25 protein-coding genes are annotated in these 25,889 nt (G+C 69.7%); 9 read left to right on the top strand and 16 right to left on the bottom strand.

Annotated elements, in window-relative coordinates; genetic code table 11:
• Positions 1-52: 52 nt before the first annotated feature.
• Genes D8S75_RS05640 through D8S75_RS05625 form a run of 4 tightly spaced genes read right to left on the bottom strand, consistent with a single transcriptional unit; the run spans position 53 to position 3,068 of the window.
• Entirely contained in the window at positions 53-958 is a 906-nt protein-coding gene (locus D8S75_RS05640; protein WP_119965118.1) for a thiamine phosphate synthase, read from the bottom strand.
• A gap of 5 nt (positions 959-963) precedes the next feature.
• Positions 964-1,764 (bottom strand): thiazole synthase, encoded by an 801-nt coding sequence (locus tag D8S75_RS05635; protein ID WP_370807376.1) that lies wholly within the window; start codon positions 1,762-1,764, stop codon positions 964-966.
• 11 nt (positions 1,765-1,775) lie between these two features.
• Complete coding sequence (thiS, locus tag D8S75_RS05630) at positions 1,776-1,973, bottom strand: sulfur carrier protein ThiS (RefSeq protein ID WP_119964969.1); 198 nt, start codon at positions 1,971-1,973, stop codon at positions 1,776-1,778.
• Between the two features lie 15 nt (positions 1,974-1,988).
• Entirely contained in the window at positions 1,989-3,068 is a 1,080-nt protein-coding gene (locus D8S75_RS05625) for an FAD-dependent oxidoreductase (protein WP_119964968.1), read from the bottom strand.
• Between the two features lie 282 nt (positions 3,069-3,350).
• Between D8S75_RS05625 and thiD the strand changes: the two genes are divergently transcribed.
• On the top strand, positions 3,351-4,199 hold the full coding sequence (gene thiD / locus D8S75_RS05620) for a bifunctional hydroxymethylpyrimidine kinase/phosphomethylpyrimidine kinase (RefSeq protein ID WP_119964967.1): 849 nt from the start codon (positions 3,351-3,353) through the stop codon (positions 4,197-4,199).
• Positions 4,200-4,265: 66 nt separating this feature from the next.
• On the opposite strand, the gene D8S75_RS05615 is transcribed toward thiD, so the two are convergent.
• The 12 genes from D8S75_RS05615 to D8S75_RS05560 form a co-directional block, all read right to left on the bottom strand.
• Positions 4,266-5,540, bottom strand: a complete 1,275-nt coding sequence (locus D8S75_RS05615) for a purine-cytosine permease family protein (RefSeq protein WP_119964966.1) — start codon at positions 5,538-5,540, stop codon at positions 4,266-4,268.
• Between the two features lie 344 nt (positions 5,541-5,884).
• Positions 5,885-8,728: a bifunctional diguanylate cyclase/phosphodiesterase gene (locus D8S75_RS05610; protein ID WP_119964965.1), complete on the bottom strand. Its 2,844-nt coding sequence runs from the start codon at positions 8,726-8,728 to the stop codon at positions 5,885-5,887.
• Positions 8,729-8,868: 140 nt separating this feature from the next.
• On the bottom strand, positions 8,869-9,909 hold the full coding sequence (locus tag D8S75_RS05605) for an NAD(P)/FAD-dependent oxidoreductase (protein WP_119964964.1): 1,041 nt from the start codon (positions 9,907-9,909) through the stop codon (positions 8,869-8,871).
• A gap of 160 nt (positions 9,910-10,069) precedes the next feature.
• Positions 10,070-10,399, bottom strand: a complete 330-nt coding sequence (gene fdxA, locus D8S75_RS05600; protein WP_119964963.1) for a ferredoxin FdxA — start codon at positions 10,397-10,399, stop codon at positions 10,070-10,072.
• A gap of 114 nt (positions 10,400-10,513) precedes the next feature.
• Positions 10,514-11,875: a sulfate adenylyltransferase subunit 1 gene (locus D8S75_RS05595; RefSeq protein WP_119964962.1), complete on the bottom strand. Its 1,362-nt coding sequence runs from the start codon at positions 11,873-11,875 to the stop codon at positions 10,514-10,516.
• Complete coding sequence (gene cysD / locus D8S75_RS05590; protein WP_119964961.1) at positions 11,875-12,807, bottom strand: sulfate adenylyltransferase subunit CysD; 933 nt, start codon at positions 12,805-12,807, stop codon at positions 11,875-11,877. The genes D8S75_RS05595 and cysD overlap by 1 nt, the downstream gene beginning before the upstream one ends.
• Before the next feature lie 111 nt (positions 12,808-12,918).
• Complete coding sequence (locus D8S75_RS05585; RefSeq protein WP_119964960.1) at positions 12,919-13,773, bottom strand: phosphoadenylyl-sulfate reductase; 855 nt, start codon at positions 13,771-13,773, stop codon at positions 12,919-12,921.
• Positions 13,770-14,150: a DUF934 domain-containing protein gene (locus D8S75_RS05580; RefSeq protein WP_119964959.1), complete on the bottom strand. Its 381-nt coding sequence runs from the start codon at positions 14,148-14,150 to the stop codon at positions 13,770-13,772. Before D8S75_RS05580 ends, D8S75_RS05585 begins: the two co-directional genes overlap by 4 nt.
• Before the next feature lie 18 nt (positions 14,151-14,168).
• On the bottom strand, positions 14,169-16,007 hold the full coding sequence (locus D8S75_RS05575; RefSeq protein ID WP_119964958.1) for a nitrite/sulfite reductase: 1,839 nt from the start codon (positions 16,005-16,007) through the stop codon (positions 14,169-14,171).
• Positions 16,008-16,033: 26 nt separating this feature from the next.
• Positions 16,034-16,837 (bottom strand): sulfite exporter TauE/SafE family protein, encoded by an 804-nt coding sequence (locus D8S75_RS05570; RefSeq protein ID WP_119964957.1) that lies wholly within the window; start codon positions 16,835-16,837, stop codon positions 16,034-16,036.
• A 230-nt stretch (positions 16,838-17,067) separates the two neighbouring features.
• Positions 17,068-18,954: a bifunctional tRNA (5-methylaminomethyl-2-thiouridine)(34)-methyltransferase MnmC2/FAD-dependent 5-carboxymethylaminomethyl-2-thiouridine(34) oxidoreductase MnmC1 gene (gene mnmC / locus D8S75_RS05565; RefSeq protein ID WP_119965116.1), complete on the bottom strand. Its 1,887-nt coding sequence runs from the start codon at positions 18,952-18,954 to the stop codon at positions 17,068-17,070.
• 69 nt (positions 18,955-19,023) lie between these two features.
• Positions 19,024-19,296, bottom strand: a complete 273-nt coding sequence (locus D8S75_RS05560) for an oxidative damage protection protein (protein ID WP_119964956.1) — start codon at positions 19,294-19,296, stop codon at positions 19,024-19,026.
• 115 nt (positions 19,297-19,411) lie between these two features.
• On the opposite strand from D8S75_RS05560, the gene D8S75_RS05555 reads away from it, so the two are divergent.
• From D8S75_RS05555 to D8S75_RS05525, 8 genes are all read left to right on the top strand, one after another.
• Complete coding sequence (locus D8S75_RS05555; RefSeq protein WP_119964955.1) at positions 19,412-20,425, top strand: sulfate ABC transporter substrate-binding protein; 1,014 nt, start codon at positions 19,412-19,414, stop codon at positions 20,423-20,425.
• A 70-nt stretch (positions 20,426-20,495) separates the two neighbouring features.
• Positions 20,496-21,086: an NADPH-dependent FMN reductase gene (gene ssuE, locus D8S75_RS05550; RefSeq protein ID WP_119964954.1), complete on the top strand. Its 591-nt coding sequence runs from the start codon at positions 20,496-20,498 to the stop codon at positions 21,084-21,086.
• Positions 21,087-21,206: 120 nt separating this feature from the next.
• A complete protein-coding gene (locus tag D8S75_RS05545; RefSeq protein ID WP_119964953.1) occupies positions 21,207-22,172 on the top strand; it encodes a sulfonate ABC transporter substrate-binding protein in 966 nt (321 codons plus the stop codon).
• Between the two features lie 21 nt (positions 22,173-22,193).
• The gene (locus D8S75_RS17590; RefSeq protein ID WP_197905026.1) at positions 22,194-22,334 is read left to right on the top strand and encodes a hypothetical protein; all 141 of its coding nucleotides are present in this window, start codon (positions 22,194-22,196) and stop codon (positions 22,332-22,334) included.
• 25 nt (positions 22,335-22,359) lie between these two features.
• Complete coding sequence (ssuC, locus tag D8S75_RS05540; protein ID WP_119964952.1) at positions 22,360-23,205, top strand: aliphatic sulfonate ABC transporter permease SsuC; 846 nt, start codon at positions 22,360-22,362, stop codon at positions 23,203-23,205.
• Positions 23,206-23,392: 187 nt separating this feature from the next.
• On the top strand, positions 23,393-24,205 hold the full coding sequence (locus tag D8S75_RS05535; RefSeq protein WP_119964951.1) for an ATP-binding cassette domain-containing protein: 813 nt from the start codon (positions 23,393-23,395) through the stop codon (positions 24,203-24,205).
• Between the two features lie 49 nt (positions 24,206-24,254).
• Positions 24,255-24,470 carry a TOBE domain-containing protein gene (locus D8S75_RS05530; RefSeq protein ID WP_015013774.1) on the top strand — a complete coding sequence of 72 codons (216 nt, stop codon included), beginning with the start codon at positions 24,255-24,257 and terminating at the stop codon, positions 24,468-24,470.
• A 34-nt stretch (positions 24,471-24,504) separates the two neighbouring features.
• Positions 24,505-25,878: an LLM class flavin-dependent oxidoreductase gene (locus D8S75_RS05525; RefSeq protein WP_119964950.1), complete on the top strand. Its 1,374-nt coding sequence runs from the start codon at positions 24,505-24,507 to the stop codon at positions 25,876-25,878.
• The last annotated feature ends 11 nt before the right edge of the window (positions 25,879-25,889 follow it).

Here is a 25,889-nt window from a genome sequence, read left to right as displayed (position 1 = left end):
TGCTATTCAAAACATAGCATTCAGCGCTTTTTTCATGGGCGTTGCGCCCCGTTTATGTGGAAGACCGCATGGCCCGCATCAGCGTGGTGGCGGCGGCCTCGGGGTCGTTGGCGTTCACCAGCGCGCGCACCACGGCGATCGATCCCACGCCCGTGGCCAGGATCTCGGGGAACTGCTCCAGCGCAATACCACCAATCGCCACCAGCGGGTAGCCGCGCATCAGCCGCACATAGGCGGCCAGCCGCGCCACGCCTTGCGGGGCCGTGGCCATGCGCTTGAGCGTGGTGGGGAACACCGCGCCGAGGGCGATGTAGCTCGGGCCCACGGCGTCGGCGCGCAGCATCTCGGCGTAGCCGTGCGTGCTCACGCCCAGGCGCAGGCCGCTGGCGCGCAGCTCCTGCAGCTCGGCCGCGCTCAGTGCATCCAGGTCTTCCTGGCCCAGGTGCGCGCCGTAGGCCCCGGCGGCGATGGCCTCGCGCCAGTGGTCGTTGATGAACAGCAGCGCATCCGTGCCGCGCACCGCTTCGACGGCGGCGCGCACTTCGCGTGCGATGGCGGCCGTGTCGTCGGACTTGAAGCGCAGTTGCACCGTGGGTACGCCGGCCCGGGCCATGCGGCCGACCCAGGCGGCGTCGGGCAGCACGGCGTACAGGCCCAGTGCTTGCGGACACGGCGCAAACGCCTGTGCGCGTGGCAGCGGCTGCAGGCCGAAGTCGCGCGGATCGTCGGGCCAGTGGCTGGCGTTAAAGCCCCCGGTGCGCGCCGTCTGTGCCTGCCAGGCGCGGGCCAGGGTCTGTGCGTCGTGGGCAATAAAGCCCAGTGCGCTGCACGCCTGGAGCGCGGCAAGGTACACCGGGTCGGTCGCATCGCTGGCCGGCACGGGCTGCGCTTCGAACCCGGCGAAAGTGGCGCCGTGCTGGCGCAGGATCTCGGTCGCCAGGGCGTCGGTATCCTGCATGGTCATCAGGCGTGGTGCCAGAACGGCGTGCCGAGCACGGGCGTGCTGGGCTGCGCGGCCTGCTGGGGCTGCATGGCGCCGGCATGGCGCGCGGCGCGGCCGGCCTGCACGGCATCGGCGAAGGCGCCGGCCATGGCCACGGGGTCCTGCGCCAGGGCCACGGCGGTGTTGAGCAGCACGCCGTCGAAGCCCCACTCCATCACCTGGCAGGCATGCGAGGGCAAGCCCAGACCGGCGTCCACCAGCAGGGGCACGTTCAGGCGCTCGCGCAGCACCTGCAGCGCGTAGGGGTTCATGGCGCCGCGGCCGGTGCCGATGGGGGCGGCCCAGGGCATCACGGCCTGGCAGCCCACGTCGACGAGGCGCTGGCACACCACCAGGTCTTCGGTGCAGTAGGGCAGCACCTGAAAGCCGTCGCGCACCAGCTGTTCGGCGGCGGTTACGGTGGCCAGCGTGTCGGGCTGCAGGGTGTAGTCGTCGCCGATCACCTCCAGCTTGATCCAGGGCGTGTTGAACACCTCGCGCGCCATCTGCGCAGTGGTGATCGCTTCCTGCACGCTGTGGCAGCCGGCGGTGTTGGGCAGCACCGGCACGTCGAGGCTGCGCAGCAGCTCCCAGAAGCCGTGGCCGTTTTCAGCGGGGTTGGCGCCCTGGCGGCGCAGCGAGGCCGTGACCATGGCGGGCTTGGCGCGCTGCACGGCGGCCTTGAGCACGGTGGGCGAGGGGTAGCGCGCGGTGCCCAGCAGCAGGCGGCTCGCGAACTTCTGGCCGTAGAGGACCAGGGCGTCGTCGTTGGTGGTGTTCATGGTCATGGCCTTTAACCCCCGGTGACGGGGGAGATGACTTCCACCCGGTCGCCCGCCTGCAGCGGGTGGCGCGGGTGTTCGGAAGAGGGAACGAAAACGGTGTTCACGGCCACCGCGTAGGGCGGCCGGGCCTGCATGGCCGCCAGCGCGTCGGCCACGGTGGCGCCTTCGGGTAGTTCGTGGGGCTGGAGGTTGATGAAGACGTTCATGGGGCGGGCATGCAATTACAGGAGCTGCAGCGACAGGTCGAAGCCGCTGGCCAGGTCCGAGCCGCCGGTGCCCAGCACTTCGAGCACCACGTCGAGCAGGGCCGGCGCCACCATGTAGCCATGGCGGTACATGCCGTTGATCTCCAGCTGGCGCGCTGCCGTCTGGCGGATGGCGGGCAGGTTGTCGGGCAGGGTGGGGCGGCATTGCGAGGCCACTTCGATGATGCGCGCCTCGGCGAAGCCGGGATGCACGGCGTAGGCCGCGCTCAGCAGCTCCAGCGTGGAGCGCACGCTGGGCGGCGAGAGGTCCTCGGATTCGATCTCGGTGGCGCCGATGATGAACACATGGTCCTGCTTGGGCGCGATGTAGATCGGGTAGCGCGGGTGCACCAGACGCGTGGGGCGCTGCAGCGTCACGTCGGGCGCGTGGATGCGCGCCACCTCGCCGCGCACGCCACGCAGGCCGGGCCACTGCTTGCGCGCGCCCAGGCCCCGGCAGTCGAGCAGCCAGCCGGCGTGGTCGGCGGGGAAATCGGCCGGGTCCTTGGGGCTGTTCCAGTGCGCTTGCACGCCCAGGCGCTCCATTTCCTGCGCCAGCGCGGCCAGGAGCTGGCGGTTGTCGAGCTGGCCTTCGCCGGGCAGGTACATGCCCTGCGCGAAACGCTGCGCCAGCGCGGGCTCCACCTGGGCCATGCTGGCGCTGTCGAGCACCTGCATGGCGGGCAGCTCGGTCACCACGCTGCGGGTCTTGTCGAGCTGCAGACGCAGGCGCGCGGCCTCCTGGGCGTCCTGGCGGTGCCAGACGATGAGCGTGCCTTCCTGCTGGAAGAACACCGGCGCGTTCAACTGCGCGAGCAGGTCGGGCCAGCGCGTGAGCGAGTGGCGGCCCATGCGCACCACGCCGTGCTCGGTGATGGCCGACTCGGCCAGCGGCGCGATCATGCCGCCAGCCACGCGCGCGGCGGAATTCTCGGCCAGCGGGCCGCCATCGTCGTAGATGCTGACGGCATGGCCCTGGCGGGCCAGCGCCACGGCCAGCAGCCGGCCCATGAGACCGGCGCCCAGAATGGTGAAGGAGGTGGTTTGGAGGGTCATCGTCGTCCGTCTGTGAAGCTACAGGGGACAAAACGGGCAGGTGCCTGCGCTGGAAACTCCCCACGCCAGCATGACCTGGATCGGGTAACGGGGCGCGGCGCCCGAAGATGCCGCTGGTGCTGCCCCAGGGTGTTTCTCAGTCCGCGCCACGGTGGCGGGACACCCCTGTTTCGTCCTGGGCGGATTACAGCACATCCCGATGGCCCTGGCCTTGACATGGCGCATGCGCGATCCGGGAATCCGCGTTGGGCCGCCGCCGCCGCATCCCGCATAATTTTTGCCATGACGCAAACCAATTCTTCCTCCACGCGGGCGCCACGCTACGCCCGCGTGCTCTCCATCGCCGGGTCCGACAGTGGCGGCGGCGCCGGCATCCAGGCCGACCTCAAAACCTTCAGCGCCCTGGGTTGCTACGGCATGACGGCCATCACCGCCATCACCGCGCAGAACACGCTGGGCGTGCGCGCCATCCACGGCGTGCCGCCGGAAATCCTGCAGGCGCAGATCGACGCCGTGGTCGAGGACATCGGCGTCGATGCCGTGAAGATCGGCATGCTGCACGCGCCCGAGGTGGTGCATGTGGTGGCCGACGCCATCCGCCGCCATCGCCTGCCGCATGTGGTGCTCGACCCCGTGATGGTGGCCACCAGCGGCGACCGCCTCACCACCGGCGAAACCGTGCAGGCCCTGGTGGGCGAGCTGTTCCCGCTGGCCGAGCTGGTCACGCCCAACCTCGACGAGGCGGCGCTGCTGCTGGGCCACCCCATCGAGGGCACCGAGGCCCTGGACGATGCCGCGCGCGGCCTGCTGGCGCTGGGCGCGCGCGCCGCGCTGCTCAAGGGCGGGCACCTGCCGGGCGATGATGTGGTGGACGTGCTGGCCCAGGCCGGCGGCGCCCTCACGCACCTGCGCTCGGAGCGCATCGCCACGCACAACGGCCACGGCACGGGCTGCACGCTGTCGTCGGCCATCGCCGCGCACCTGGCGCTGGGTCTGCCGCTGGCCCAGGCCGTGGCGCGCGCGCGGGCCTACATCCTGGGCGCCATCCAGGCCGGCGCCGCCGTGCGCACCGGCCACGGCCACGGGCCGCTGAACCACGGCTACGCGCCGGTGGCGCAGGTGGTGCGGTAGTTTTTGAATGTTTTCGGGCTCTGGCGCTTTTCCATCCAGCGCCAGTAGCTATCGAAAAAGGAGCGTTCAGGCGCCGCGCGGCCGCGTCGCCCAGGTCAGCGCGAAGCTCAGCGCCAGCGTGGGCAGGGCCGAGCCCAGCGCCGGGGCCACCTTGGGCAGCAGGTGGTAGAACGCCACGCCCGCCAGCCAGATGGCGATCGGCGCGGCATGCGCCTTGCCGGCCCGCTGCAGCAGTGCGCCCGCGTCGGCGCCGAAGGCCAGGCGTCCCAGGATCACGCCGAACAGCGGCACGAACACCGAGCTGAGCAGCAGCAGGAAGGGCTCCAGGCTGTGCATGGGCAGCACCAGGGCCAGCAGCGTGCAGGCCACGGCCACCACCAGGCCCCACTGGCGCACGCTCCAGCGCGGCAGCAGGCTGTGGCTGGAGACGGCGCCCGAATAGGCGTCGCCATAGGCGTTGTCCACCTCGTCGATGAGGATCAGCGACAGCGCGATGAGCCCGCCCTGCGCCAGCAGCAGCGCGGTCACCAGGTCCTGGCTGGGCAGCGTCAGCGCCACCAGCACGCCCAGCGCGTAGCACCAGATGTTGGCCACGGCGTAGCCGGTCCACGCGCCGCGCAGCGCGGCGCCGCCATGGCGGCCGTGGCGTGCGTAGTCGGCCACCAGCGGCAGCCACGAGATCGGCATGGCGATCACCAGGTCCAGCGCGGGCATCACGCCCATGCCGCCTTCACCCCGGCGCTGCCAGAGCTGCTCCAGGCCTTGCGCCTGCGCCAGCCCGAGGAACTGCCACGACAGCCACAGCAGCGACAGCACCACGAGCGGCAGCGCCACGCGCGCGATGATGCGGCGCACCAGCTGCACCATGGAGCCGCTGATGAGGAGCAGCACCACGCCGCCCCACAGCAGCGTGGCGAGCACGGGCCAGTAGCCCGCCGCCATGCCGCCCGCCTGCCGGCCGATGGCCACGCTGGCGTCGCGCATCACCACCAGCTCGAAGGTGCCCCAGCCGATGAGCTGCACGATGTTCAGCACGATGGGCAGCCGCGCGAACGTGCGGCCATACACCGCGTGCATCAGCCCCGCGCTGGCCAGGCCGCTGTCGCAGCCGATCTTGGCCACCCAGCCCAGCAGCCCCGCGCCGAGGATGGAACCCGCCACGATGGCGAGCACGGCCTCCTGCGTGCCCAGCGCGGGCATCAGGTAGGCGCCTACCTGCATCACCAGCAGGCCCACGCCCAGGCTGAACCACAGCGAGGCGTGGTCGTGCCAGCGGAAGACGCGCTGGTCGCTGGCGACGGGGGTCAACGCCTCGTTGGCGGACGGGGTGGGGGTGCTCATGCGGACTCCTTGGCAGTGCGGCACAAGGAAGGTTCCGGCCACGCGCGGCGCTGGCGTGGCATGGCGGACGGGCTTCCCTGCGCGAGGATGATCTCAATCAGGTTCGAAGGGACTCTCTCAGCCGCCGGGTCCGGTCCGGACCCTGGCGACACCCCTAGCGGTCGTGCCACCCGGGAGCGGGTGGCACGGCGCGATTGTAGGCGTTTGCCGGTGTCCCTGCCGGGCCGGGGCAGGGTTCCAGGGCTTTGCAGGAAAACAGGCTCTGAAGCCCATGGAGACAGCGCAAGATGCTCTCAATTAAAGAGCAAACCCGTCCGTGCAGGCGCGCAGGGGTGCCGGGGGGCTCAGCGCAGCAGTTCCTCCACCGGCCCGGGCCGGCCGTACAGGTAGCCCTGGCAGGTGTGGCAGCCGTTGCGGGCCAGGTGCTCGCGCTGCTCCTGCGTTTCCACGCCCTCGGCGATCACGTTCAACCCCAGGCTGTCGGCCAGCGTGACGATGGTGCGCACGATGGCGGTGGCGCGCGGGTCGGTGACGAGGTTGTGCACGAAGCTCTGGTCGATCTTGAGCTGGCTCAGGGGCAACTGGCGCAGATAGGCCAGCGACGAGTAGCCGGTGCCGAAGTCGTCGAGCGAGAAGCCCACGCCGTGCGCTTTCAAGGCGCTCATCTTGGTGATGGCGTCCTCGGGGTCGTCCAGCAGCAGGCTTTCGGTGAGTTCCAGCTTGAGGCGGTGCGCGGGCGCGCCGGTCTGCTGCAGCGCCTGCAGCACCTGCTCCACGAAGTTCTTCTGGTGCAGCTGGCGGCCGCTGACGTTGACCGCCAGCGTGAGCTGTTCGCGCCCAGGCTCCCGCGCCCAGCGCGCGAGCTGCTCGCAGGCCGTGCGCAGCACCCACTGGCCCAGCGGCAGGATCAGCCCGCTGTCTTCCGCCAGCGGAATGAACTCGGCGGGCGAAACCATGCCGCGCCGGGGGTGCCGCCAGCGCACCAGGGCTTCGGCCCCCACGATCTGGCCGTGGCCATCGACCTGTGCCTGGTAGTACAGCAGCAACTGGCCCTCCTGCAGGCCGGTGCGCAGATCCTGCTCCAGGGCCAGGCGGTTGACCACGGCGTCGTGCATCTCGGGGTCGAAAAAGCGCACCGTGTTGCGCCCCGATTCCTTGGCCTGGTACATGGCCAGGTCGGCGTGCTTCATCAGGTCCTCGGTCCGCACGGCGTCGTTGGCGAACAGCACCACGCCGACGCTGCAGGAGGTCTTGACCTCCTGGTCCGCCAGCGCCACCGGGGCAGCCAGGGTGTGCAGCATTTTCTCGGCCACCTCCTCGGCCTGCCGGGCCGCCTTGGGCGCCTGTGGGCTCAGGTCTTCGAGCACCACCACGAATTCGTCGCCGCCCAGGCGCGCCACGGTATCGCCTTCGCGCACCGTCGTGACCAGGCGCCGCCCCATCTCCTGCAGCAGCAGGTCGCCCTGGTCGTGGCCCAGGCTGTCGTTGACCAGCTTGAAGTTGTCCAGGTCGATGAACATCAGCGCGCCCTGGTGGTGCGTGCGCTGGCAGGTGAGCAGGGCCTGCTGCAAGCGGTCGAGCAGCAGGCGGCGGTTGGGCAGGCGGGTGAGCGGATCGTAGAAGGCCAGGTGGCGGATCTCCTCCTCGGCCGCCTTGCGCTGGGTGATGTCGGTGAGCGTGCTCACAAAGTGCGTGACCTCGCCGGCCTCGGTCTTGACGGCGGTGATCGTCAGCCATTCCGGGAAGATGGAGCCGTCCTTGCGTCGGTTCCAGATTTCGCCCGACCAGGCGCCCGCGCTGGCGATGGCCGCGCGCATGGCGGCGTAGAACTCGGGGCCGTGGCGCCCGGAGCGCATCAGCGACGGGGTCTGCCCGATGGCCTCCTCGGCGCTGAAGCCGGTGATGGCCGTGAACGAGCGGTTCACGTTGAGGATTTTCCCCGCCGTGTCGGTGACGAAGATGCCCTCCTGCGACTCGAAGGCGATGGCCGCGATGCGCAGCTTTTCCTGCGCGGCCTGAAGCTCGCGGTGGTAGCCGCTGAACAGGCGCCGCGACCAGCGCGAGAAGCCGAACGAACCGGCCAGGCCCAGGGCCAGCGCGCCCGCCAGCATCAGTGCCAGCTCCATGCGCTTCTGGGTGCTGCCCTGTTCGTGGGCCTGGGTTTCGGTGCGCAGCGTGGAATGCAGCTCGTCGTTGAACATGGTGGTCACCAGCACCCAGCCCCAGGGAGCGTAGGTGGTGATCAAGGCGGTCTTGCGGCCCGGTGGATCGCCGGGGCGCGCGCCCGGCCGGGGCCACTCGTACTCGACGAAACCGCCCCCGGTCTGCGCGACCGCGCGGAGCTTTTCCAGGGCGCGCTGCTCCAGTGGCGGCATCTGCGCGGGCAGCAGTCCTTCAAGGGCGGCGTTGCTCGGGCTGAGCACGGAGCGGCCGTCGCGGTCGATCACCCCCACCGACCCGGTGGCGCCGAAGCGCAGCGCGCGCAGGCGCTGCTTCGCCTCCTGTTGCTGCCGGTTTTCCCACTCGTACAGGTAGTCACCCGTGCCGATGAGCCAGTCATGGGGCGCGAAGTGGCGCACATAGGCGACCTTGTCGGCCATGGTCTGGGGGGCGTCCGGGCGGTACCAGCGGTAGCGAAAGAACCCCTGGCCCTGCGGCACATACGCGGCATTGATGAGCCCGCGCATGATGTAGGCACCCGTGTCGTCCTGGTTGTCGATGCCCGCGCGCCCTTCGTACCGTGGCGCGGTGGGCAGCAGCACGAACTGGCCCTGCATGCTGTCGATGAAAAGGTAGCCCCGCCCGTCAAAGAAGCGCACCGGGCGCAGGGCCTCGACGATCAGCTTCTGTACCTGCGCCGGAGTGCGGTGGGGCGACTCGCGCTCATGGATGGCCTGGGCGATCTGCACGGCCGCATCCACCTGCTCCACCAGGCTGCGGCGCATCTCGCTCTCGGTGCGCGAGCGCGCGAAATCCAGGTAGCCCACGGCCGAATTCATCTCGGCGGTGAGGCGCTCCTTCTGTTGCTGGGTGAGGACCTGCTCGATGCGCTCGAACGAGTTGCGTTGTTCCCGTTCGTTCTGCCAAGAGGCGAAGCCCGCCATGGCCAGCGTGATGATCAGCACCAGACCCAGCGTGCCGATCAGATGCAACCGTGGCAGCGTGGTTTCATTCGCGGAAAGGTGCATCACGAATGTATCAAATTGTTATTCATGGGAAATTTTACCAGCCATGAAAGGTGCAAAAAAACCGGGATCAATGCAGATCTGGACTGCACTGATTGCTATGGTTTTTGATGCTCCTGCGGCCCAGGCCCGCCCCGGAGCCTTCAGGGAGTTGGTTGCACGCCCAGGCGCTGTTGCAGCAGGGCGCTGCTGGTCGTGTACTCCAGCGGCAGCTTGTGCCCTGCCAGCCATTCCGCCGCGCCAAAGGCGGCCAGCGTGGCTTCGTGGAAGCCGCTGAGGATGAGCTTGCGTTTGCCGGGGTAGGTGATGGCGTCGCCCACGGCGTGGATGCCGGGCACGCTGGTGGCGAAGGTGGCGGCGTCCACCACGATCTGCTTGCGCTCCAATGCCAGGCCCCATTCGGTGATGGGGCCCAGGCGCGGCACCAGGCCCAGGCGCACGAGCAGCAGGTCCAGCGGCAGGCGGAGCTGCGTGCCTTCGGGCGTGGTCAGCTCCAGCGCGGTGAGGCGGCCTTGTTCTTCCACGATGCCGCCGGCCACGCCGATGGCGACCTCGATGCTGCCCGCCGCGCGCAGGGCCTGCAGTTGTTCCAGCGCATCGGGTGGTGCGTCGAACACGTCGCGGCGGTGTTGCAGGGTGGTGTGGGCGGGGCGCAGGGCCTCGGGGGCGGTGGCGCAGGCGATGGCCTGGGCCACGGCGGGTTCGTCGCCGCCGTGCACCACCACGCGCTGGCCAGCGAGGCTGGAGCCTTCGTCCAGGCGGTAGCGCAGTTGGCCGCCCTCGTGGGCCTCCAGGCCGGGGAGCTTGAGGGCGCGCGGCACGAAGGCCCCCACGCCGGTGGCGATGAACACGGCGCGGGCCTGCAGCCGCGTGCCCTGCGCGGTGCCAACGAGGAAGCCGCCCTCGGGCAGGGTCTGCACGGTGTCCACCTGCTGGCCGAGGTGCAGCGTGGGAGAGAAGGGCTGGATTTGCGCCAACAGGCGTTGCACCAGTTCGTTCCCGGTGCAGGCCTGGACGGCGGGGATGTCGTAGATGGGTTTGTCGCCGTACAGCTCGGCGCACTGGCCGCCGGGGTGGGGCAGGGCGTCGATGACGTGGGCGCGCAGGCCGTGCAGGCCGAGCTGGAACACCTGGAAAAGGCCGACAGGCCCCGCGCCGATGACGATGGCGTCGGTGCTGAGCATTCCAGAACTCAACGAGCCCAGCGGCCGAGGCAACGGGCGAGGCCCAGGCCAGGGCCGCCGTGCAAGGGCCGCCCCGCAGCACCGGCGGCGTCCCCCTTCCCGCAAAGCACGGCTTTGCGAGAGAAGGGGGAAGGCGCGCAGCGCCACAGGGGGTTGTGCATTACCGCTGCAGGTCCTTGACCTTGCCGGGCTGGCCGTTCCACTCGTCGGCGTCGGGCAGGGCGGCCTTGCGCTTGGTGATCGGCTTCCAGCCCGGGGCGTTGGTCAGATCGGCGTTGATCTTGATGAAGGCCAGCTCGGTGGGGGGCAGGTCTTCCTCGGCGAAGATGGCGTTGGCCGGGCACTCAGGCACGCAGACGGCGCAGTCGATGCATTCGTCCGGGTTGATGACCAGCATGTTCGGGCCTTCGACGAAGCAGTCGACGGGACACACGTCCACACAATCGGTGTATTTGCACTTGATGCAGTTTTCAGAAACGACGTGGGTCATGGCAGTGTTTTTTGGGGATCGGGAAAACCCGTGATTTTAGGACGGGTAAGGGCCGGCAGGGCGGCGGCCCTGCCGGTGCAGTGGAAAAGCGTGACCAAGGTCAATGTGCCAGTGTCAATTCACCAGCACGGCGCCGGCCGTGGCGTGGCTCGCGGTGTCCACCAGGATCAGCGAGCCGAGCACGCGCGCCTGGCTGAACGGCGCCGCGGGCAGGGGTTCCTGCAGCAGCAGCTCCACATGGCCGATGGCGTTGGGGTCGAGTTGTTGGGCGTCTTCCTCGGCCAGGGTGTTGATGTTGAGCTTGTGCACCACGCGCTTGACCTTGGCCTTGACCCAGCGGTGGCCGTGCAGCGCCCAGTACACGCGGCCCGCCACCAGGGGTTCGTTGTCCATCCAGGCGATGGTGGTGCGCAGTTCGCGGCTGCCGGGCCAGGCGGGCACGGCGGCGGGGGTGTCGAAGTCGTCCTCGGCCGGGGCCGCCTCGGTGGGGGCGGCCACGATCCAGTCGCCGCGCGAGACATCCACCTCGCGGTCGAGCACGATGCCGGCGCTCTGGCCCGCGTCCACGCCCACGGGGCGGCGCGCATGGTCGAGCACCTGGGCCACGCTGGCACGCTGGCCGCTGGGGAAGATCTGCACGGGCGTGCCCGGCTGCACGCTGCCCGCGGCCACGCGGCCCCAGAACACGCGGCGGCCCTGCGAGGTGTCGGACGATGACGAGAACTTCTCCACCCATTGCACCGGGAAGGCCAGCGGCAGGCCGGTGTCGGCCGGGGTGTTGGGCAGCAGTTCCAGGATTTGCAGCAGGCTCGGGCCTTCGTAGCCGCACCAGCCGGGCTGGGCATCGACCACGTTCCAGCCCTTGAGGGCGGAGACGGGCACGGTGGCGCGCACGGAGATGCCGGCGTCCTGGGCAAACTGCGCCAGCGCGGCGGCGATGTGGCGCCAGGCGAGCTGCGGGTCTGGCACGGCGTCGAGCTTGTTCACGGCGAACACCAGCGAGTGCACGCGCAGCAGGTGCACCAGCAGGCTGTGGCGGCGCGTTTGCGGCAGCAGTTGCAGGCCGGGGTTCTGCCAGTCGAGCTTGGTGGCGTCCACCAGCACCACGGCGGCGTCGGCGCTGCTTGCGGCGGTGACCATGTTGCGGGTGTACTGCTCGTGGCCCGGCGCGTCGCCGATGATGAACTTGCGTTCCTCGGTGGCGAAGTAGCGGTAGGCCACGTCGATGGTGATGCCCTGTTCGCGCTCGGCACTCAGGCCGTCGGTCAGCAGCGCCAAATCGGTCTCGCCCTGGCGCTGGACGCCGGCCAGGTGGTCCTGCAGCACGGCCTTGCTGTCCACCAGCAGGCGGCCGATCAGCGTGCTCTTGCCGTCGTCCACGCTGCCGCAGGTGATGAATTTCAGCGCGGAAATGTGGTCGTTTTGGGCTGCGGCGCCCGCTGCTGCTGCGGTATCAGCTATCAAATTCGTAGTCATCAGAAGTACCCGTCTTTCTTGCGCTTTTCCATCGAGGCGTCGGAGGTCTTGTCGTCCATGCGCGTGGCGCCGCGCTCGCTCACGTCGGCGGCCAGGGTCTCGATCACGATGTCGGCGGCCGTGGCGGCCGGGCTCTCCACGGGGCAGGTGCAGGTGATGTCGCCCACGGTGCGGAAGCGCACCTGGCGCGTTTCCACCACTTCGCCATCGCGGGGCGGGGTGAGTTCGGTCACGGGCACGAGCAGGCCCTTGCGTTCGACGACCTGGCGCGGGTGCGCGTAGTAGAGCGAGGGCAGGGCAATCTGCTCGCGGTCGATGTACTGCCACACGTCCAGCTCGGTCCAGTTGCTGATGGGGAACACGCGGAAGTGCTCGCCGGGCTGCAGGCGGGTGTTGAACAGCGTCCACAGCTCGGGGCGCTGGGCCTTGGGCTGCCATTGGCCGAAGCTGTCGCGGTGGCTGAAGATGCGTTCCTTGGCGCGGGCTTTTTCCTCGTCGCGGCGGGCGCCGCCGATGAGGGCGTCGAAGCGGAATTCCTCGATGGCTTCGAGCAGCGTGACCGACTGGTGCACGTTGCGGCTCTCGCCGGGGTGCGCCAGGCGCACGGTGCCGCGCGCCATCGAATCCTCGACGCTGCGCACGATCAACTCGGCGCCCAGCTCCTTCGCGCGGAAATCGCGGAAGTCCGTCACTTCGTGGAAGTTGTGGCCGGTGTCGATCATGAGCAGCGGGTAGGGAATGCGGCCCACGCCGAAGGCCTTTTCGGCGCACTTGAGCATGACCAGCGAATCCTTGCCGCCCGAGAACAGCAGGGCGGGGCGCTCGAAGGCGGCGGCCACTTCGCGCAGGATGAAGATGGTTTCTTCTTCCAGCGCGTCGAGGTGGCGGTTGCTGAGGTGGCTCAGCGTGGAGGTATCAATGCGGGCATTCATGGTTTTTCTCAGTCAAATTCGGCTCTGAGGCTTATGTGTAAAGCGCTGGCAGCTATCATTTTTTGACGTGCAAGCCGCATTCCTTGGCCGCCTCGTCGTGGCTTCGGCCGGTCACTGCGTGACCTTCACGCCGCCTGCGGCGGCATGAGCCTGCGCCGAAGCTTCGGATGCAGCGGCTTGCGCCGCCGGTGCTGCCGCACCGGAATGCGACTTGACGTGCAAGCCGCATTCCTTCGCATCCTCGCTTTCCCACCACCATCTGCCGGAGCGGAAGTCCTCGCCCAGCGTCACGGCGCGGGTGCAGGGCGCGCAGCCGATGCTGGGGAAGAACTGGTCGTGCAGCGGGTTGTAGTCCACGCCGTTCTCGGCGATGTAATGCCACACGTCGCCCCAGGTCCAGTTGGCCAGCGGGTTGAACTTGGTCAGCCCCTTGGTGGCGACTTCGCTGGTGTCCTGTAGCGGCACGTCGGCGCGGGCGGTGGACTGCTCGCGGCGCAGGCCGGTGATCCAGCCCTTCTTGCCGGCCAGCGCGCGCGCCAGCGGCTCCATCTTGCGGATGTGGCAGCAGGCCTTGCGCAGCTCGATGCTGCGGTACATCGCGTCCTGGCCGTGGTCGCGGATGAAGTGGATCACGGCCTCGTGCTGTGGGCGGTATACCTGCACCGGCGCGCGCGAGTGGGCCTGCGTGCGCTCCAGCAGCGCCAGGGTCTCGGTGTGCAGCGCGCCGGTTTCCAGCACGAACACGGGGATGTCGAGCGCCAGCGCGTTGATGAGGTGGGTGATGACCACGTCCTCGGCGCCCAGGCTGGAGGCCTGCGTTACCTCGCCCAGCGCGGCGGCCTGGCGCAGCAGGGCCTGCGTCTCGGCCAGCTTGGCGGCGAAGTCGCTGCTGGCGCGGGCGTTGAGTTCGGTGGCCTTGGCCGGCGCGCCGCGCCCGCCCAGCAAGGAGGAGGTGGCGCCGGTCATGCGGGCCTCGCGAAGTGGGGCTGCGGCTGCAGTGCGTCGCCCTGGTAGAAGGCGCTGAAGCGGTCGAACTGGCGCTGCGCGTCGGCCAGGTCCACGCCCTCGCGCAGCACGGCCACGTCGAAGCCGCAGCGGGCCATCTGCACCAGTTGGTCGATCAGCACGTCGCCGGTGGCGCGGATCTCGCCCGTGAACTTGCAGCGCTGGCGCAGCAGGCGCGCCTGGCTGAAGGCGCGGCCGTCGCTGAACTTGGGGAAGTGCAGGTCGATGCGCGTGACGCCCGTGAGGTCCAGCGCCAGGGGGTCGGCGTCGTTCGGCAGTTCAATGATGTTTTGGCCTTCTGCGGCCTTCTGATGGGCGCTGGCAGCTATGATTTTCATAGTGATTCCTTCGGGGGCTCAGGCCGTGAGGGCCTCGGCGGGCAGGCGCACGGCGTTGGCGGCGGCCTTGAACGGTTCGATGCCCACGCGGCGCACCGTGTCGATGAAGTGCTCGTACTTCGGGCCCTGCGAGGCGTCGGGCAGTTGCTGGCGCTGGGCGCGGTAGGTGGTCAGCAGGGCCTCGATCACGCCCGGCACCTCGGCGGCGCTGAACGAGGGGCCGATGATCTTGCCGGGCGAGGCCGGGCCCGAGAGGTTGGAGCCGTCGGCGCCGCCCAGCGTGATCTGGTACCACTCCTTGCCGTCCTTGTCCACGCCCAGGATGCCGATGTGGCCGCTGTGGTGGTGGCCGCAGCTGTTGATGCAGCCGCTGATGTGCAGGTCGATTTCGCCCAGGTCGAACAGCTCGTCGAGGTCCTGGTAGCGCTCGGTGATGGCTTCGGCGATGGGCAGCGAGCGGGCGTTGGCCAGCGAGCAGAAGTCGCCGCCGGGGCAGGCGATCATGTCGGTCAGCAGGCCGATGTTGGGCTTGGCCAGGCCCAGCGCGCGCGCGGCCTTGTACAGCGCGGGCAGCTGGTCGCGGCGCACCCAGGGCAGCAGCAGGTTCTGCTCGTGCGTCACGCGCAGCTCGCCGGCGGAGAAGCGGTCGGCCAGGTCGGCGGCGGCCTCCATCTGCTCGGCCGTGGCGTCGCCGGGCGCATGGCCCAGGCGCTTGAACGACAGCACCACGGCGCGCAGCTGCGGGTTGCGGTGCGGCAGCACGTTGCGCGCCAGCCAGCGGCCGAATTCGGCATCGCTCTCGGTGGTGGCGCGCAGCAGGGCCAGGGTTTCGGCTTCGGCGTCGGAGGGGGCCAGGTCGATTTGGGGCTCCTGGAACGAGGCCGTCACGCGGTCGAGTTCGGCCTGGGTGATGGTGTGCGGGCCGCCTTCCACTTCGACGATCTGGCGGAACTCCTCGTCCACCTGGTCGATGTAGGCCTGGCCTTCGGCCTTCACCAGGATCTTGATGCGCGCCTTCCAGGCATTGTCGCGGCGGCCGTAGCGGTTGTAGACGCGGATCACGGCCTCCAGGTAGTTCATGAGCTGGTTCCACGGCAGGAACTCGCGCAGCACCGGGCTGATGGTGGGGGTGCGGCCCATGCCGCCGCCCACGCGCACCTTGAAGCCGAGTTCACCCGCGTCGTTCTTCACGAGCTGCAGGCCCACGTCGTACCAGCCCAGGGCGGCGCGGTCCTCGCGCGCGCCGGCGATGGAGATCTTGAACTTGCGCGGCAGGAACGAGAACTCGGGGTGCAGCGTGCTCCACTGGCGCAGGATCTCGCAGAACGGGCGCGGGTCGGCGATCTCGTCGGCGGCGATGCCGGCCAGCGCGTCGCTGTTGATGTTGCGGATGCAGTTGCCGCTGGTCTGGATGCCGTGCAGGTTCACGCTGGCCAGCAGGTCCATCACATCGGCGGCCTTGGTCAACGGAATCCAGTTGTATTGCACGTTGGTGCGCGTGGTGAAGTGGCCGTAGCCGTACTTGAGCTGGGTGCCGATGCGGCGGCCATCGTGCAGCGGGATGTCGCCCAGCTTTTCCTGCGTGGCCTGGGCCTCGGCCAGCAGGGCGGCGTCGGGCTGGTCGTATTCGCGCGCCACGCGCGCCAGCACGCGCAGCTGCTGGCTGGACAGCTCGCCGTAGGGCACGGCCACGCGCAGCATGGGCGCGTAGCGCTGCACGTACCAGCCGTTTTGCAGGCGCAGCGGGCGGAACTCATCCTCGGCGAGCTTGCCCGCCTGCCAGCGTTCGAGCTGGTCGCGGAACTGCTGGGCGCGCAGCCGGATGAACTGTTGGTCGAAGGCGGTGTATTGGTACATGGTGGGGAGAATCTCTTTGCCGAGACTTAAATCAAAACCAGTTTGGCGCCCGCCCAGGCGAGCAGCACGGAGAGGGCCGAGCGGATGACGCGCTCGGGCGTGCGGGAGACCAGGCGCGAACCCAGCCAGATGCCGGGCAGCGAGCCGGCCAGCAGTTGCGCCAGCAGCGGCCAGTCGACCGAGCCGAGCGAGGCGTGGCCCAGGCCGGCCACCAGCGTCAGCGGCACGGCGTAGGCAATGTCGGCGGCGATGATACGCGGCAGCGGCAGGTGCGGGAACACCAGCAGCAGCACGGTGACGCCGATGGCGCCCGCGCCCACCGAGGTGAAAGTGACCAGCGTGCCGATCACCGCGCCCAGCAGCACCGGCAGGCTCCAGTGGCGCGGCTCGGCGGCGTTGGCGGCATTGGCCTGGCGCGCGGCCAGCTCGATGGCCTGGTGCTTGGGCGAGAAGGCCAGCACCTTGTAGAGCATGGCGGCGGCCGTCAGCAGCAGGGCGGCGCCCAGGGTGGTGGTCATGAGGTGCTGCACGCGGTCGCTGGCCGGGCCCATGCGGTGCAGCAGCCACAGCGAGCCCAGCGCCGCCGGGATGCTGCCCGAGCACAGCAGCGCGACCACGCGCCACGGCACGAGGCGCTGGCGCGCCATGCTCACGGTGCCGCCGAGCTTGGTGAAGGCGGCGAACAGCAGGTCGGTGCCGATGGCCAGGTGGGGTTTCACGCCGAAGAAGAAGATGAGCACGGGCGTCATCAGCGAGCCGCCGCCCACGCCCGTGAGACCGACGATCAGGCCGACAGCGAAGCCCGCAAAGATGAACGCGAAATCATGCATGGGCGCCAATGTAGGCGGCTCGCATATGAAAACAAACGATTGTTTCGTGCTTCCCTTATGCGAATAAGCTTATGCATGAGCATTGGCGCGGGTTGTTGGCCTTTTGCTGTCGCGGGGCCCAGGCCAGCGGCCTCCACGCAAGGGCCGCCCCGCCGCGCTGGTGGCGTCCCCCTTCCCGCGCATAGCGCGTGAGAAAGGGGAAGCGGCGCAGCCGCACAGGGGGTGGTCACTTATTTCAGCAGCCTTTCCGTGCCCATGGCGCGCGCCAGCTTGGCATCGAGCGGCAGCGGCTCGCCCTGCAGGCGCGCGGCCAGCAGTTCGCCGCACAGCACGGCGCGGGTGAGCCCGCGCGCGCCCATGGCGGTGCACAGCCACAGGCCGGGCAGGGCCTGCGCGTCCACCGGACCGACGATGGGCAGCCGGTCGGCCGAGGTGCAGCGCACGCTGGCCCAGGCGTGCAGCGGGGCGCCGCCCTCGAAGGCGGGGCGCAGCGCGGGCACGGCGGCGGGCACCAGGGACTGCAGGCGCTGCCAGTTCGTGGTGTGCGAGGCGGCTTCTTCCTCGGGCGGCAGGGGCAGGCGCTCTTCGTCGCGGTCGAAGGTGGAGCCCAGGTGCCACAGCGGGCCTTCCGCGCCGGGCACATGCGCCACCAGGGCGCCGTTGCCGTTGACCGGGAAGGGGGGCAGGCCTTGCACCCCGGCGGGCTGGGGCCCCCAGGACAGCTGGCCGCGCACGGATTGCAGCGGCAGGCGTGCGCCGCGCACGCGCTCGATCAGGGGGTTGCAGGCGGGGCCGGCGGCCACCACCACCACCTCGGCCTCGGCCAGCACCTGGCCGGTGGCATCGAGGGCCTGCCAGGCACCGTCGCCGGTGCGTCGCAGGTCGGCCACGGCGCTGCCGGTGCGCAGCGCGATGCCGGGCTGTTCCAGCAGGCGCCGCACCAGGCGGCCCGGGCGCACCCAGCCGGCGCGCACATGCCAGCAGGCGGTGGTGTCTTCGGGCAGGCCGGCGGCGCGCAGGGTCTCGGGGCTGGCGGGCCGGTTCCAGTCGGCGCCGGGGCCGTCCTGCCAGCCGGGCGGCAGGCCGGTCTTGCCAGCGGGGCGGCGCTCCAGAACGCCGGCGGGGTTCCAGTCCTCGCCCGCCCGCAGCAGCGCCTGCGACTGCTGCAGCATGGCGCGCACACCGCCGCGCGAGACGCGCGCGAACACGTTGTCATCCGCCGCGAGGTGCGGCGCGAACAGGCCCACGGGCAGGCCCGAGGCGCCGCTGGCCGGCGTGTCGCCCGCATCGAGCACCTGCACGCGCCAGCCGCGCCGCGCCAGGCTGGCGGCCGTGGTGGCGCCGGCCAGGCCCGCGCCGATGACGATGCAGCGCGCGGGCGCGGCGAAGGGCGGGGGGCCGTCCTCGGCTGGCTGGGCGCGGGGCTCCCAGGCGGGGTCGAACACGGCCTGCAGGTTGTCGCGCTTCGGTGGCAGGCCCGGCACCTTCTCGACCGTGAAACCGCACTGCGCGAGCGCGTCGCGCACCGCGCGGGCGATGGTCCAGGTGGCCAGGCGCGTGCCCCGGTGGCAGCAGCGCGCGATGGCCTTGAGGGTGTCCAGGCTCCAGATGTCGGGGTTGTTCTGCGGGCTGAAGCCGTCGAGGTAGACCGAATCGACCTCCCAAGACTGCTGGCGCAGCAGCGCCTGCGCGTCGCCGATGCACAGCGTCAGCAGCACGCGCCCGCCGTCCAGCCACAGGCGGTGCACGCCGGGCAGCAGGCCCCAGTACTGCGCATGCAGTTCCTGCGCCAGCGGCAGCAGCTCGGGGTGGCGCCGGGCGGCGCGCAGCAGGTCGTCGGCGGACACCGGCCAGGCTTCGAGCGAGATGAAATGCAGCAGCGTGGACCGATGGGGGTCGGCACGCCAGGCGGCCCAGGTGGCGAGGAAGTTCAGCCCGAAGCCGAAGCCGGTCTCCAGGATGCGCCACTGCGGCGCGCCGGCCCAGGCCTGGGGCAGGCCGCAGCCGTGCAGGAACACGTCGCGCGCCTGCGCGATGCCTTGTTCGCCGTGGTAGCGGTCGCCATAGCGGGGGCTGTAGGGGGTGCCGTCGTCGAGCCAGTCAATGCTTTCGGCCATGGTGTGCGGTGCGGAAAAGCCCATGAAAAAGGCGCCACGGAGGGCGCCACGGGAGCGGGAGAACGGCGCTCAGTTCGTAGGAGGCACGTAGCCCTGCACCGAGTCGGCGCCGCCGCCGAAGAAGTGCTGCTCCATCTGGCGCGCCAGATACTGGCGGGCGCGCGCGTCGGCCAGGTTCAGGCGGTTCTCGTTCACCAGCATGGTCTGGTGCTTGATCCAGCCGGCCCAGGCCTCCTTGCTCACGCTCTGCCAGATGCGCTTGCCCAACTCGCCGGGGTAGGGGGGGAAATCAAGGCCTTCGGCTTCCTTGCCGAGCTTGATGCATTGAACCATGCGTGCCATGGGGGTGCCTTTTAGATGTTTGGGTAATTAAAAACTGAAAACACAGTAGTTCCAGTTTTGAAGGGTGACTTTCAGAATCCATTCACCGCACAACAAAACCTTCGGAACCACCAAAATGAACCTTCGCCGTCACTTTATCAAGTTTCCCCTGGCCGCCGCCGCTTTGACCCTGGGCGCCGCATCGGCTTGGGCCCAGGGCGTGACCCTGCTCAATGTTTCCTACGACCCGACGCGCGAGCTGTACGTGGAGTTCAACCAGGCCTTCGCGCGGCACTGGAAGGCCCAGGCCGGCCAGGACGTGACCATCAAGCAGAGCCATGGCGGCTCGGGCAAGCAGGCACGCTCCATCATCGACGGGCTGGAGGCCGACGTGGCCACCCTGGCCCTGGCCGGCGACACCGACGCGCTGCACGCCAACGGCGGCTGGATCGCCAAGGACTGGCAGAAGCGCCTGCCGCACAACAGCGCGCCCTACACCTCGACCATCGTGCTGGTGGTGCGCCAGGGCAACCCGAAGGGCATCCGCGACTGGGACGACCTCGTCAAGCCGGGCATCAGCGTGATCACGCCCAACCCCAAGACCTCGGGCGGCGCGCGCTGGAACTACCTGGCCGCCTGGGAGTTCGCCAAGCGCAAGTACGGCGGGGACGCCAAGGCCAAGGAGTTCGTCGCCAAGCTGTATGCCAATGTGCCCGTGCTCGATACCGGCGCGCGCGGTTCATCCATCACCTTTGCCCAGCGCAACCAGGGCGATGTGTTCATCAGTTGGGAAAACGAGGCCTATCTGCTGGAGAAGGAGTTCGGCAGCAAGGTCGATGTGGTCTACCCCTCGCTCTCCATCCTGGCCGAGCCCGCCGTCACGGTGGTGGACAAGAACGTGGACAAGAAGGGCACGCGCGCCGTGGCCGAGGCCTACCTGAAGTACCTCTACACCGAAGAAGGCCAGGACATCGCGGGCCGGCATTTCTACCGTCCGGCGGTGTCGGAGAAGGCCAAGGCCAAGTACGCCAAGCAGTTCCCCAAGCTCAACCTGTTCACCATCGACGACGCCTTTGGCGGCTGGACCAAGGCGGCCAAGGAGCACTTTGCCGACGGCGCCAGCTTCGATCAGATCTACAGCCGGAAATAAGAGCCAAACAGGCCTCTAGCGCTTGCCACACAAGCGCTGGCAGCTATCAAAGTTGAACCAAAGGAAGCCCATGTCCGCCCTGTTGATTGCCGGCAGCCCCTCGGAGCGCTCACGCTCCGCCGCCTTGCTCGACGCCGTGGCCCAGCGCCTGACGGTACGCGGCGCGCTCGTGGACCGCGTCCATGTCCGCGACCTCTCGCCCCAGGCGCTGCTGCTGGCCGACACGCACCACCGCAGCATCAGCCAGGCCGTGGCCCAGGTGGCGCAGGCGCGGGTGCTGGTGGTGTCAACGCCGGTGTACAAGGCCGCCTACAGCGGCGTGCTCAAGGTCTTTCTCGACCTGCTGCCGCAGACCGCGCTGCAGGGCAAGACCGTGCTGCCGCTGGCGACGGGCGGCAGCCCGCACCACATGCTGGCGCTGGACTATGCGCTGCGGCCCGTGCTCCAGTCGCTCGGTGCCAAGCACATCCTGCCGGGCATCTATGCCACCGATGCCCAGGTGACGGTGACCCCGGAAGGCGCCTACGCCGTGGGGCGCGACATCGCCACCCGCCTGGACGACGCGGTGAACCTGCTCGTGACCGAGACGCTGCGCCCCTCGCCCGCGCAGGCCACCCGGTTCGCGCCGGTGCCCTTCTCGCAGGTGCGATGTAGCGTGTGACGCCCTGAGGCCTGGGCGCACCGGCCCGGCCTGAATCCTTCCCCTGTCCCCATTTTTTTGAACCCGCGCACGCGGCAAGGGCGGAGCCTTGCCCGCGCAACGACCCCTCGGAGTATTTTCATGACCTCTTTCAAGCCATCGTTCACCCGTCGCCAGATTCTTGCCACCGGTCTGGCCGCCACCGCGCTGGGCGCCAGCAGCGGCGTCCTGGCCCAGCAGGGTGGCCGCGTGCTGCGCATCGGCCACCAGAAGGGCTGGCTGTCCATCCTCAAGGGGCGCGGCACGCTGGAAAAGCGCCTGGCGCCGCTGGGCGTGAAGGTCACCTGGACCGAGTTCACCGCCGGGCCGGTGCAGCTCGAAGCGCTCAACGTCGGCTCCATCGACTTCGGCGACGTGGGCGAGGCGCCGCCCATCTTTGCGCAGGCCGCCGGGGCGCCGCTGGTCTACGCGGGCGCCACGGTGCCGCGCCCGGCGCTGGAGGCGGTGATCGTGCCCCAGGGTTCCAGCATCCGCTCCGTGGCCGACCTCAAGGGCAAGCGCGTGGCCTACAACAAGGGCTCGAACGTGCAGTACTTCCTGGTCAAGCTGCTGGAAAAGCACGGCCTGAAGTACGGCGACGTGCAATCCGTGTTCCTGGCCCCGGCCGATGCGCGCGCCGCCTTCGAGCGGGGCGCCGTGGATGCCTGGATCATCTGGGACCCCTTCCTCGCCGCCGCCCAGAAGACGCTGGACGCGCGCCTGCTGGTCGATGCCACGGGCGTGGTGAACAACCGCGCCTACTACTTCACCTCGCGCGAGTTCGCCACCCGGAGCACCGACGTGCTGCGCATCGCCATCGAGGAGCTCAACGGCATCGACACCTGGGCCTCGAAGAACAAGGAGGCTGCGGCCACGGAGCTGTCGGCGGTGCTGGGGCTGGACAAGGCCATCACCGATCTGTACCTGGGGCGCGCGCGCTTTGGCGTGGGGCCGGTCACGCCCGAGATCCTGGCCGAGCAACAGCAGATTGCCGACACCTTTTTCGAACTCAAGTTGATCCCGAAAAAGCTCAACCTGCTGCACGCCGCGCCGGTGGACCTGGGTTGATCGCGCCAAGGAGCACACGCCATGAACACCCCTGTGTCCTTCCCCCTGCATGAGCGCCTGCAGCGCCTGCTGGAAACCACGGCCAACGCCTGGGGCCTGCACCCCCGGCAGCGCCGCGTGCTGCGCCGCGCCCCCCGGGCCGGCTTCGCCATCTCGTACTGACCCGTCCACCGCACCGGAGAACCGCATGACCACCAAGACCCTTGCCGGACCGCCACCCTCCGCCATCCTTTCTCCCGCCTGGGGGCTCGCTGCCCGGCGCCATGCCTGGGGGGCGGCCCGTCGGTGCCTGCCCTGGCTTGTGCCCGTGGCGCTGGTCACCCTGTGGCAAGTTGCTGCGCAATGGGGCTGGCTGTCCAGCCGCGTGCTGCCCGCGCCGCTGGACGTGGTGCGCGCCGCCGGTGTACTCGCCGCCTCGGGCGAGCTGTGGACGCATGTGCAGGTCAGCGCCGGTCGGGCGCTCACCGGGCTGGCCATCGGTGGCGGGCTGGGGCTGGTGCTGGGCCTGCTCACGGGCTCGGCGCGCTGGGCCGAGGCGCTGCTCGACACCAGCATCCAGATGGTGCGCAACATCCCGGCGCTGGCGCTGATTCCGCTGGTGATCCTGTGGTTCGGCATCGACGAGGCGGCCAAGCTGTTCCTCATCGCCGTGTCGGTGTTCTTCCCGATCTACCTCAACACCTTCCACGGCATCCGCGGCGTGGACCCAGGGTTGATCGAGATGGGGCGCACCTATGGCCTGAACCGCTGGCAGCTCTACCGCCAGATCATCCTGCCCGGCGCGCTGTCGTCCATCCTGGTGGGGCTGCGCTTCTCGCTCGGGCTGATGTGGGTGATCCTGATCGTGGCCGAGACCATCTCGGCGCAGGCCGGCATCGGCTACTTGACCATGAACGCGCGCGAGTTCCTGCAGACCGACATCGTGCTCGTGGGCATCCTGCTCTACGCGCTGCTGGGCAAGCTGGCCGACTGGTTTGCCAAGGCGCTCGAACGCTGGTGGCTGCGCTGGCATCCAGGGTATGCAACCCCCTGAGCCGCTGCGCGGCTTCCCCCTTCTCTCTACGCGCTGCGCGCTTCGGGAAGGGGGACGACGCCAGCGCTGCGGGGCGGCCCTTGCGCGGCGTCCCGCGCCTGGGGCCGCGCCAAGTGCTCGGGCTGTGTCTCGATAACTCCCTTTTTTATAGCTACTAGCGCCCGATAGACGGGCGCGGGAGGCCCCTTTGACTTCAGAAAACCAACAATCCCCTTTCGGTGGCGTGCGCCTGGACATTTCCGGCCTGGGCAAGCGCTACGGCCAGCGCGAGGTGCTGCGCCAGACGCAACTGCACATCGCGCCCGGCGAGTTCGTCGCCATCGTGGGCCGCAGCGGCTGCGGCAAGAGCACGCTGCTGCGCCTGGTGGCGGGGCTTGAATCCGCCAGCAGCGGCGAGATCCGGCTGGACGGCGCGCCGCTGACGGGGCTGTCGCAGGCCACCCGCATCATGTTCCAGGAGGCGCGCCTGCTGCCCTGGAAGCGTGTGCTGGACAACGTGGCGCTGGGCCTGCCCCGCAGCCAGCATGCCTTGGCCGCCACGGTGCTGGAGCAGGTGGGCCTGGGCGAGCGCCAGGGCGAATGGCCCGCGCGCCTGTCGGGCGGCCAGCGCCAGCGCGTGGCCCTGGCCCGGGCGCTGGTGCACCAGCCGCGCCTGCTGCTGCTCGACGAGCCCCTGGGCGCGCTCGACGCGCTCACGCGCATCGAGATGCACCGGCTCATCGAAAGCCTGTGGCGTGCCAATGGCTTCACCGCGCTGCTGGTCACGCACGACGTGCAGGAGGCCGTGGCCCTGGCCGACCGCGTGGTGCTGATCGAGGACGGCCGCATCGCGCTGGACCAGCGCATCGACCTGCCGCGCCCGCGCGTGCACGACGCCGCCTTTGCCGCGCTGGAGCAACGCATCCTCGACCGCGTGCTGCAAAAGCCCGCCCCCGAGCCCGCGATACCCATCGACCCCTGGCCCGGCGTGCCCGCCCACGGGCTGCGCTGGGCGATCTGACCGCCCCTTCTGCAACACCTTTTTCAACGGACTTTTCAAGGAGAAAACCATGTCCATCCAAGCCATCAACGTGCGCAACCAGTTCAAGGGCAAGGTGCGCGAAATCATCCGTGGCGACGTCGTCTCCGAGGTCGATGTCGAGACCCCGTGGGGCATCGTCACCTCGGTCATCACCACCCGCTCTGTGGACGACCTGGGCCTCGTCGTGGGCTCCGACGTGGTCGCGCTCGTCAAGTCCACCGAAGTCTCCATCGCCAAGCTGTAGGCACCCATCCCTGTCCAGACGAAAGGCCCCACCCATGAGCACCGCACCCCGTCAACTCCACCTCGGCGCCTTCCTGTTCGGCGTCGGCCACCACATCGCGGCCTGGCGCCACCCGGACGTGGACCCCGCCGCCGCGCTGCGCCCGCAGCACTACAAGAACCTGGCGCGCATCGCCGAGGCGGGCCTGTTCGACGCCATCTTCAGCGCCGACACCATGGGCCTGCCCGGCGCGCCCGCCGAGGCGCTGGCGCGCAACGTGCCGCCGCACCAGTTCGAGCCGCTGGAACTGCTGACCGCGCTGGCCGGCGTGACCGAGCGCATCGGCCTGGTGGGCACGGTCTCCACCACCTACCTGCCGCCCTACCACCTGGCGCGCAAGGTGGCCACGCTGGACCACCTGAGCGGCGGCCGCGCGGGCTGGAACCTGGTCACCTCGGGCTCGGACCACGAGGCGCGCATCTTCGGCCTGGACCAGCAGATCAGCCACGCCAGCCGCTACGAGAAGGCGCGCGAGTACGTGGACGTGGTCAAGGGCCTGTGGGACAGCTTCGAGGACGATGCGCCGCTGTTCGACAAGGTGGGCGACCGCTACTTCGACCCGGCCAAGCTGCACCGGCTCGACCACCGGGGCAAGCATTACCAGGTGCAAGGCGCGCTGCAGAGCCAGCGTCCGGTGCAGGGCTACCCGGTGATGGTGCAGGCGGGGTCTTCCGAGGACGGACAGGAACTGGCCGCCGCCACCGCCGAACTGGTGTTCACCGCGCACCAGTCGGTGGAGGACGCGCGCGCCTTCTACAGCAGCCTCAAGAGCCGCCTGCCGGCGCACGGCCGCGCACCGGACGCGCTCAAGATCCTGCCCGGTGTTTCGCCCGTGGTGGGGCGCACCCAGGCCGAGGCGCAGGAGAAGTACGAGCGCCTGCAGTCGCTGATCGAGCCCTCGGTGGGCCTGGGGCTGCTGTCGAGCTTTGTCGGCGGCTTCGACTTCTCGGCCTACCCACTCGACGGCCCCGTGCCCGACCTGCCGCCTACCGAGGGCTGGCAGAGCCGCCAGGCGCTGTTTCTGGGCCTGGCGCGGCGCGAGAACCTCACGCTGCGCCAGCTCTACCAGCGCGTGGCCACGGCGCGCGGCCACTGGACGGTGGTGGGCACGCCGCAGTCCATCGCCGACGAGCTGGAGCACTGGTTCACCATCGGCGCGGCCGACGGCTTCAACGTGATGGCGCCCACGCTGCCCTATGACCTGCAGGACTTCGTGGCGCTGGTGATCCCCGAGCTGCAGCGGCGCGGCCTGTTCCGCACCGCGTACACCGGCCGCACCCTGCGCGAGCACCTGGGCCTGCCCCGGCCGCCGCACCCGGCGCAGGCGCGCCGTCAGCAGGCCGAGCGTCTGGTGGCCACCGCGGCGTGACACCGCGCGCA

Source organism: Simplicispira lacusdiani (assembly GCF_003604195.1).
Lineage (GTDB): Bacteria > Pseudomonadota > Gammaproteobacteria > Burkholderiales > Burkholderiaceae_C > Simplicispira > Simplicispira lacusdiani.
The sequence above is the reverse complement of the archived record's forward strand: the minus strand, read 5'-3'. Positions and strand labels throughout refer to the sequence as shown.

Excerpts from the sequence above, each read along its gene's own strand:
- D8S75_RS05640 (WP_119965118.1), bottom strand. The coding sequence starts at position 958 with ATGCAGGATACCGACGCCCTGGCGACCGAGATCCTGCGCCAGCACGGC.
- D8S75_RS05635 (WP_370807376.1), bottom strand. The coding sequence starts at position 1,764 with ATGAACACCACCAACGACGACGCCCTGGTCCTCTACGGCCAGAAGTTC.
- thiS (WP_119964969.1), bottom strand. The coding sequence starts at position 1,973 with ATGAACGTCTTCATCAACCTCCAGCCCCACGAACTACCCGAAGGCGCC.
- D8S75_RS05625 (WP_119964968.1), bottom strand. The coding sequence starts at position 3,068 with ATGACCCTCCAAACCACCTCCTTCACCATTCTGGGCGCCGGTCTCATG.
- thiD (WP_119964967.1), top strand. The coding sequence starts at position 3,351 with ATGACGCAAACCAATTCTTCCTCCACGCGGGCGCCACGCTACGCCCGC.
- D8S75_RS05615 (WP_119964966.1), bottom strand. The coding sequence starts at position 5,540 with ATGAGCACCCCCACCCCGTCCGCCAACGAGGCGTTGACCCCCGTCGCC.
- D8S75_RS05610 (WP_119964965.1), bottom strand. The coding sequence starts at position 8,728 with ATGCACCTTTCCGCGAATGAAACCACGCTGCCACGGTTGCATCTGATC.
- D8S75_RS05605 (WP_119964964.1), bottom strand. The coding sequence starts at position 9,909 with ATGCTCAGCACCGACGCCATCGTCATCGGCGCGGGGCCTGTCGGCCTT.
- fdxA (WP_119964963.1), bottom strand. The coding sequence starts at position 10,399 with ATGACCCACGTCGTTTCTGAAAACTGCATCAAGTGCAAATACACCGAT.
- D8S75_RS05595 (WP_119964962.1), bottom strand. The coding sequence starts at position 11,875 with ATGACTACGAATTTGATAGCTGATACCGCAGCAGCAGCGGGCGCCGCA.
- cysD (WP_119964961.1), bottom strand. The coding sequence starts at position 12,807 with ATGAATGCCCGCATTGATACCTCCACGCTGAGCCACCTCAGCAACCGC.
- D8S75_RS05585 (WP_119964960.1), bottom strand. The coding sequence starts at position 13,773 with ATGACCGGCGCCACCTCCTCCTTGCTGGGCGGGCGCGGCGCGCCGGCC.
- D8S75_RS05580 (WP_119964959.1), bottom strand. The coding sequence starts at position 14,150 with ATGAAAATCATAGCTGCCAGCGCCCATCAGAAGGCCGCAGAAGGCCAA.
- D8S75_RS05575 (WP_119964958.1), bottom strand. The coding sequence starts at position 16,007 with ATGTACCAATACACCGCCTTCGACCAACAGTTCATCCGGCTGCGCGCC.
- D8S75_RS05570 (WP_119964957.1), bottom strand. The coding sequence starts at position 16,837 with ATGCATGATTTCGCGTTCATCTTTGCGGGCTTCGCTGTCGGCCTGATC.
- mnmC (WP_119965116.1), bottom strand. The coding sequence starts at position 18,954 with ATGGCCGAAAGCATTGACTGGCTCGACGACGGCACCCCCTACAGCCCC.
- D8S75_RS05560 (WP_119964956.1), bottom strand. The coding sequence starts at position 19,296 with ATGGCACGCATGGTTCAATGCATCAAGCTCGGCAAGGAAGCCGAAGGC.
- D8S75_RS05555 (WP_119964955.1), top strand. The coding sequence starts at position 19,412 with ATGAACCTTCGCCGTCACTTTATCAAGTTTCCCCTGGCCGCCGCCGCT.
- ssuE (WP_119964954.1), top strand. The coding sequence starts at position 20,496 with ATGTCCGCCCTGTTGATTGCCGGCAGCCCCTCGGAGCGCTCACGCTCC.
- D8S75_RS05545 (WP_119964953.1), top strand. The coding sequence starts at position 21,207 with ATGACCTCTTTCAAGCCATCGTTCACCCGTCGCCAGATTCTTGCCACC.
- D8S75_RS17590 (WP_197905026.1), top strand. The coding sequence starts at position 22,194 with ATGAACACCCCTGTGTCCTTCCCCCTGCATGAGCGCCTGCAGCGCCTG.
- ssuC (WP_119964952.1), top strand. The coding sequence starts at position 22,360 with ATGACCACCAAGACCCTTGCCGGACCGCCACCCTCCGCCATCCTTTCT.
- D8S75_RS05530 (WP_015013774.1), top strand. The coding sequence starts at position 24,255 with ATGTCCATCCAAGCCATCAACGTGCGCAACCAGTTCAAGGGCAAGGTG.
- D8S75_RS05525 (WP_119964950.1), top strand. The coding sequence starts at position 24,505 with ATGAGCACCGCACCCCGTCAACTCCACCTCGGCGCCTTCCTGTTCGGC.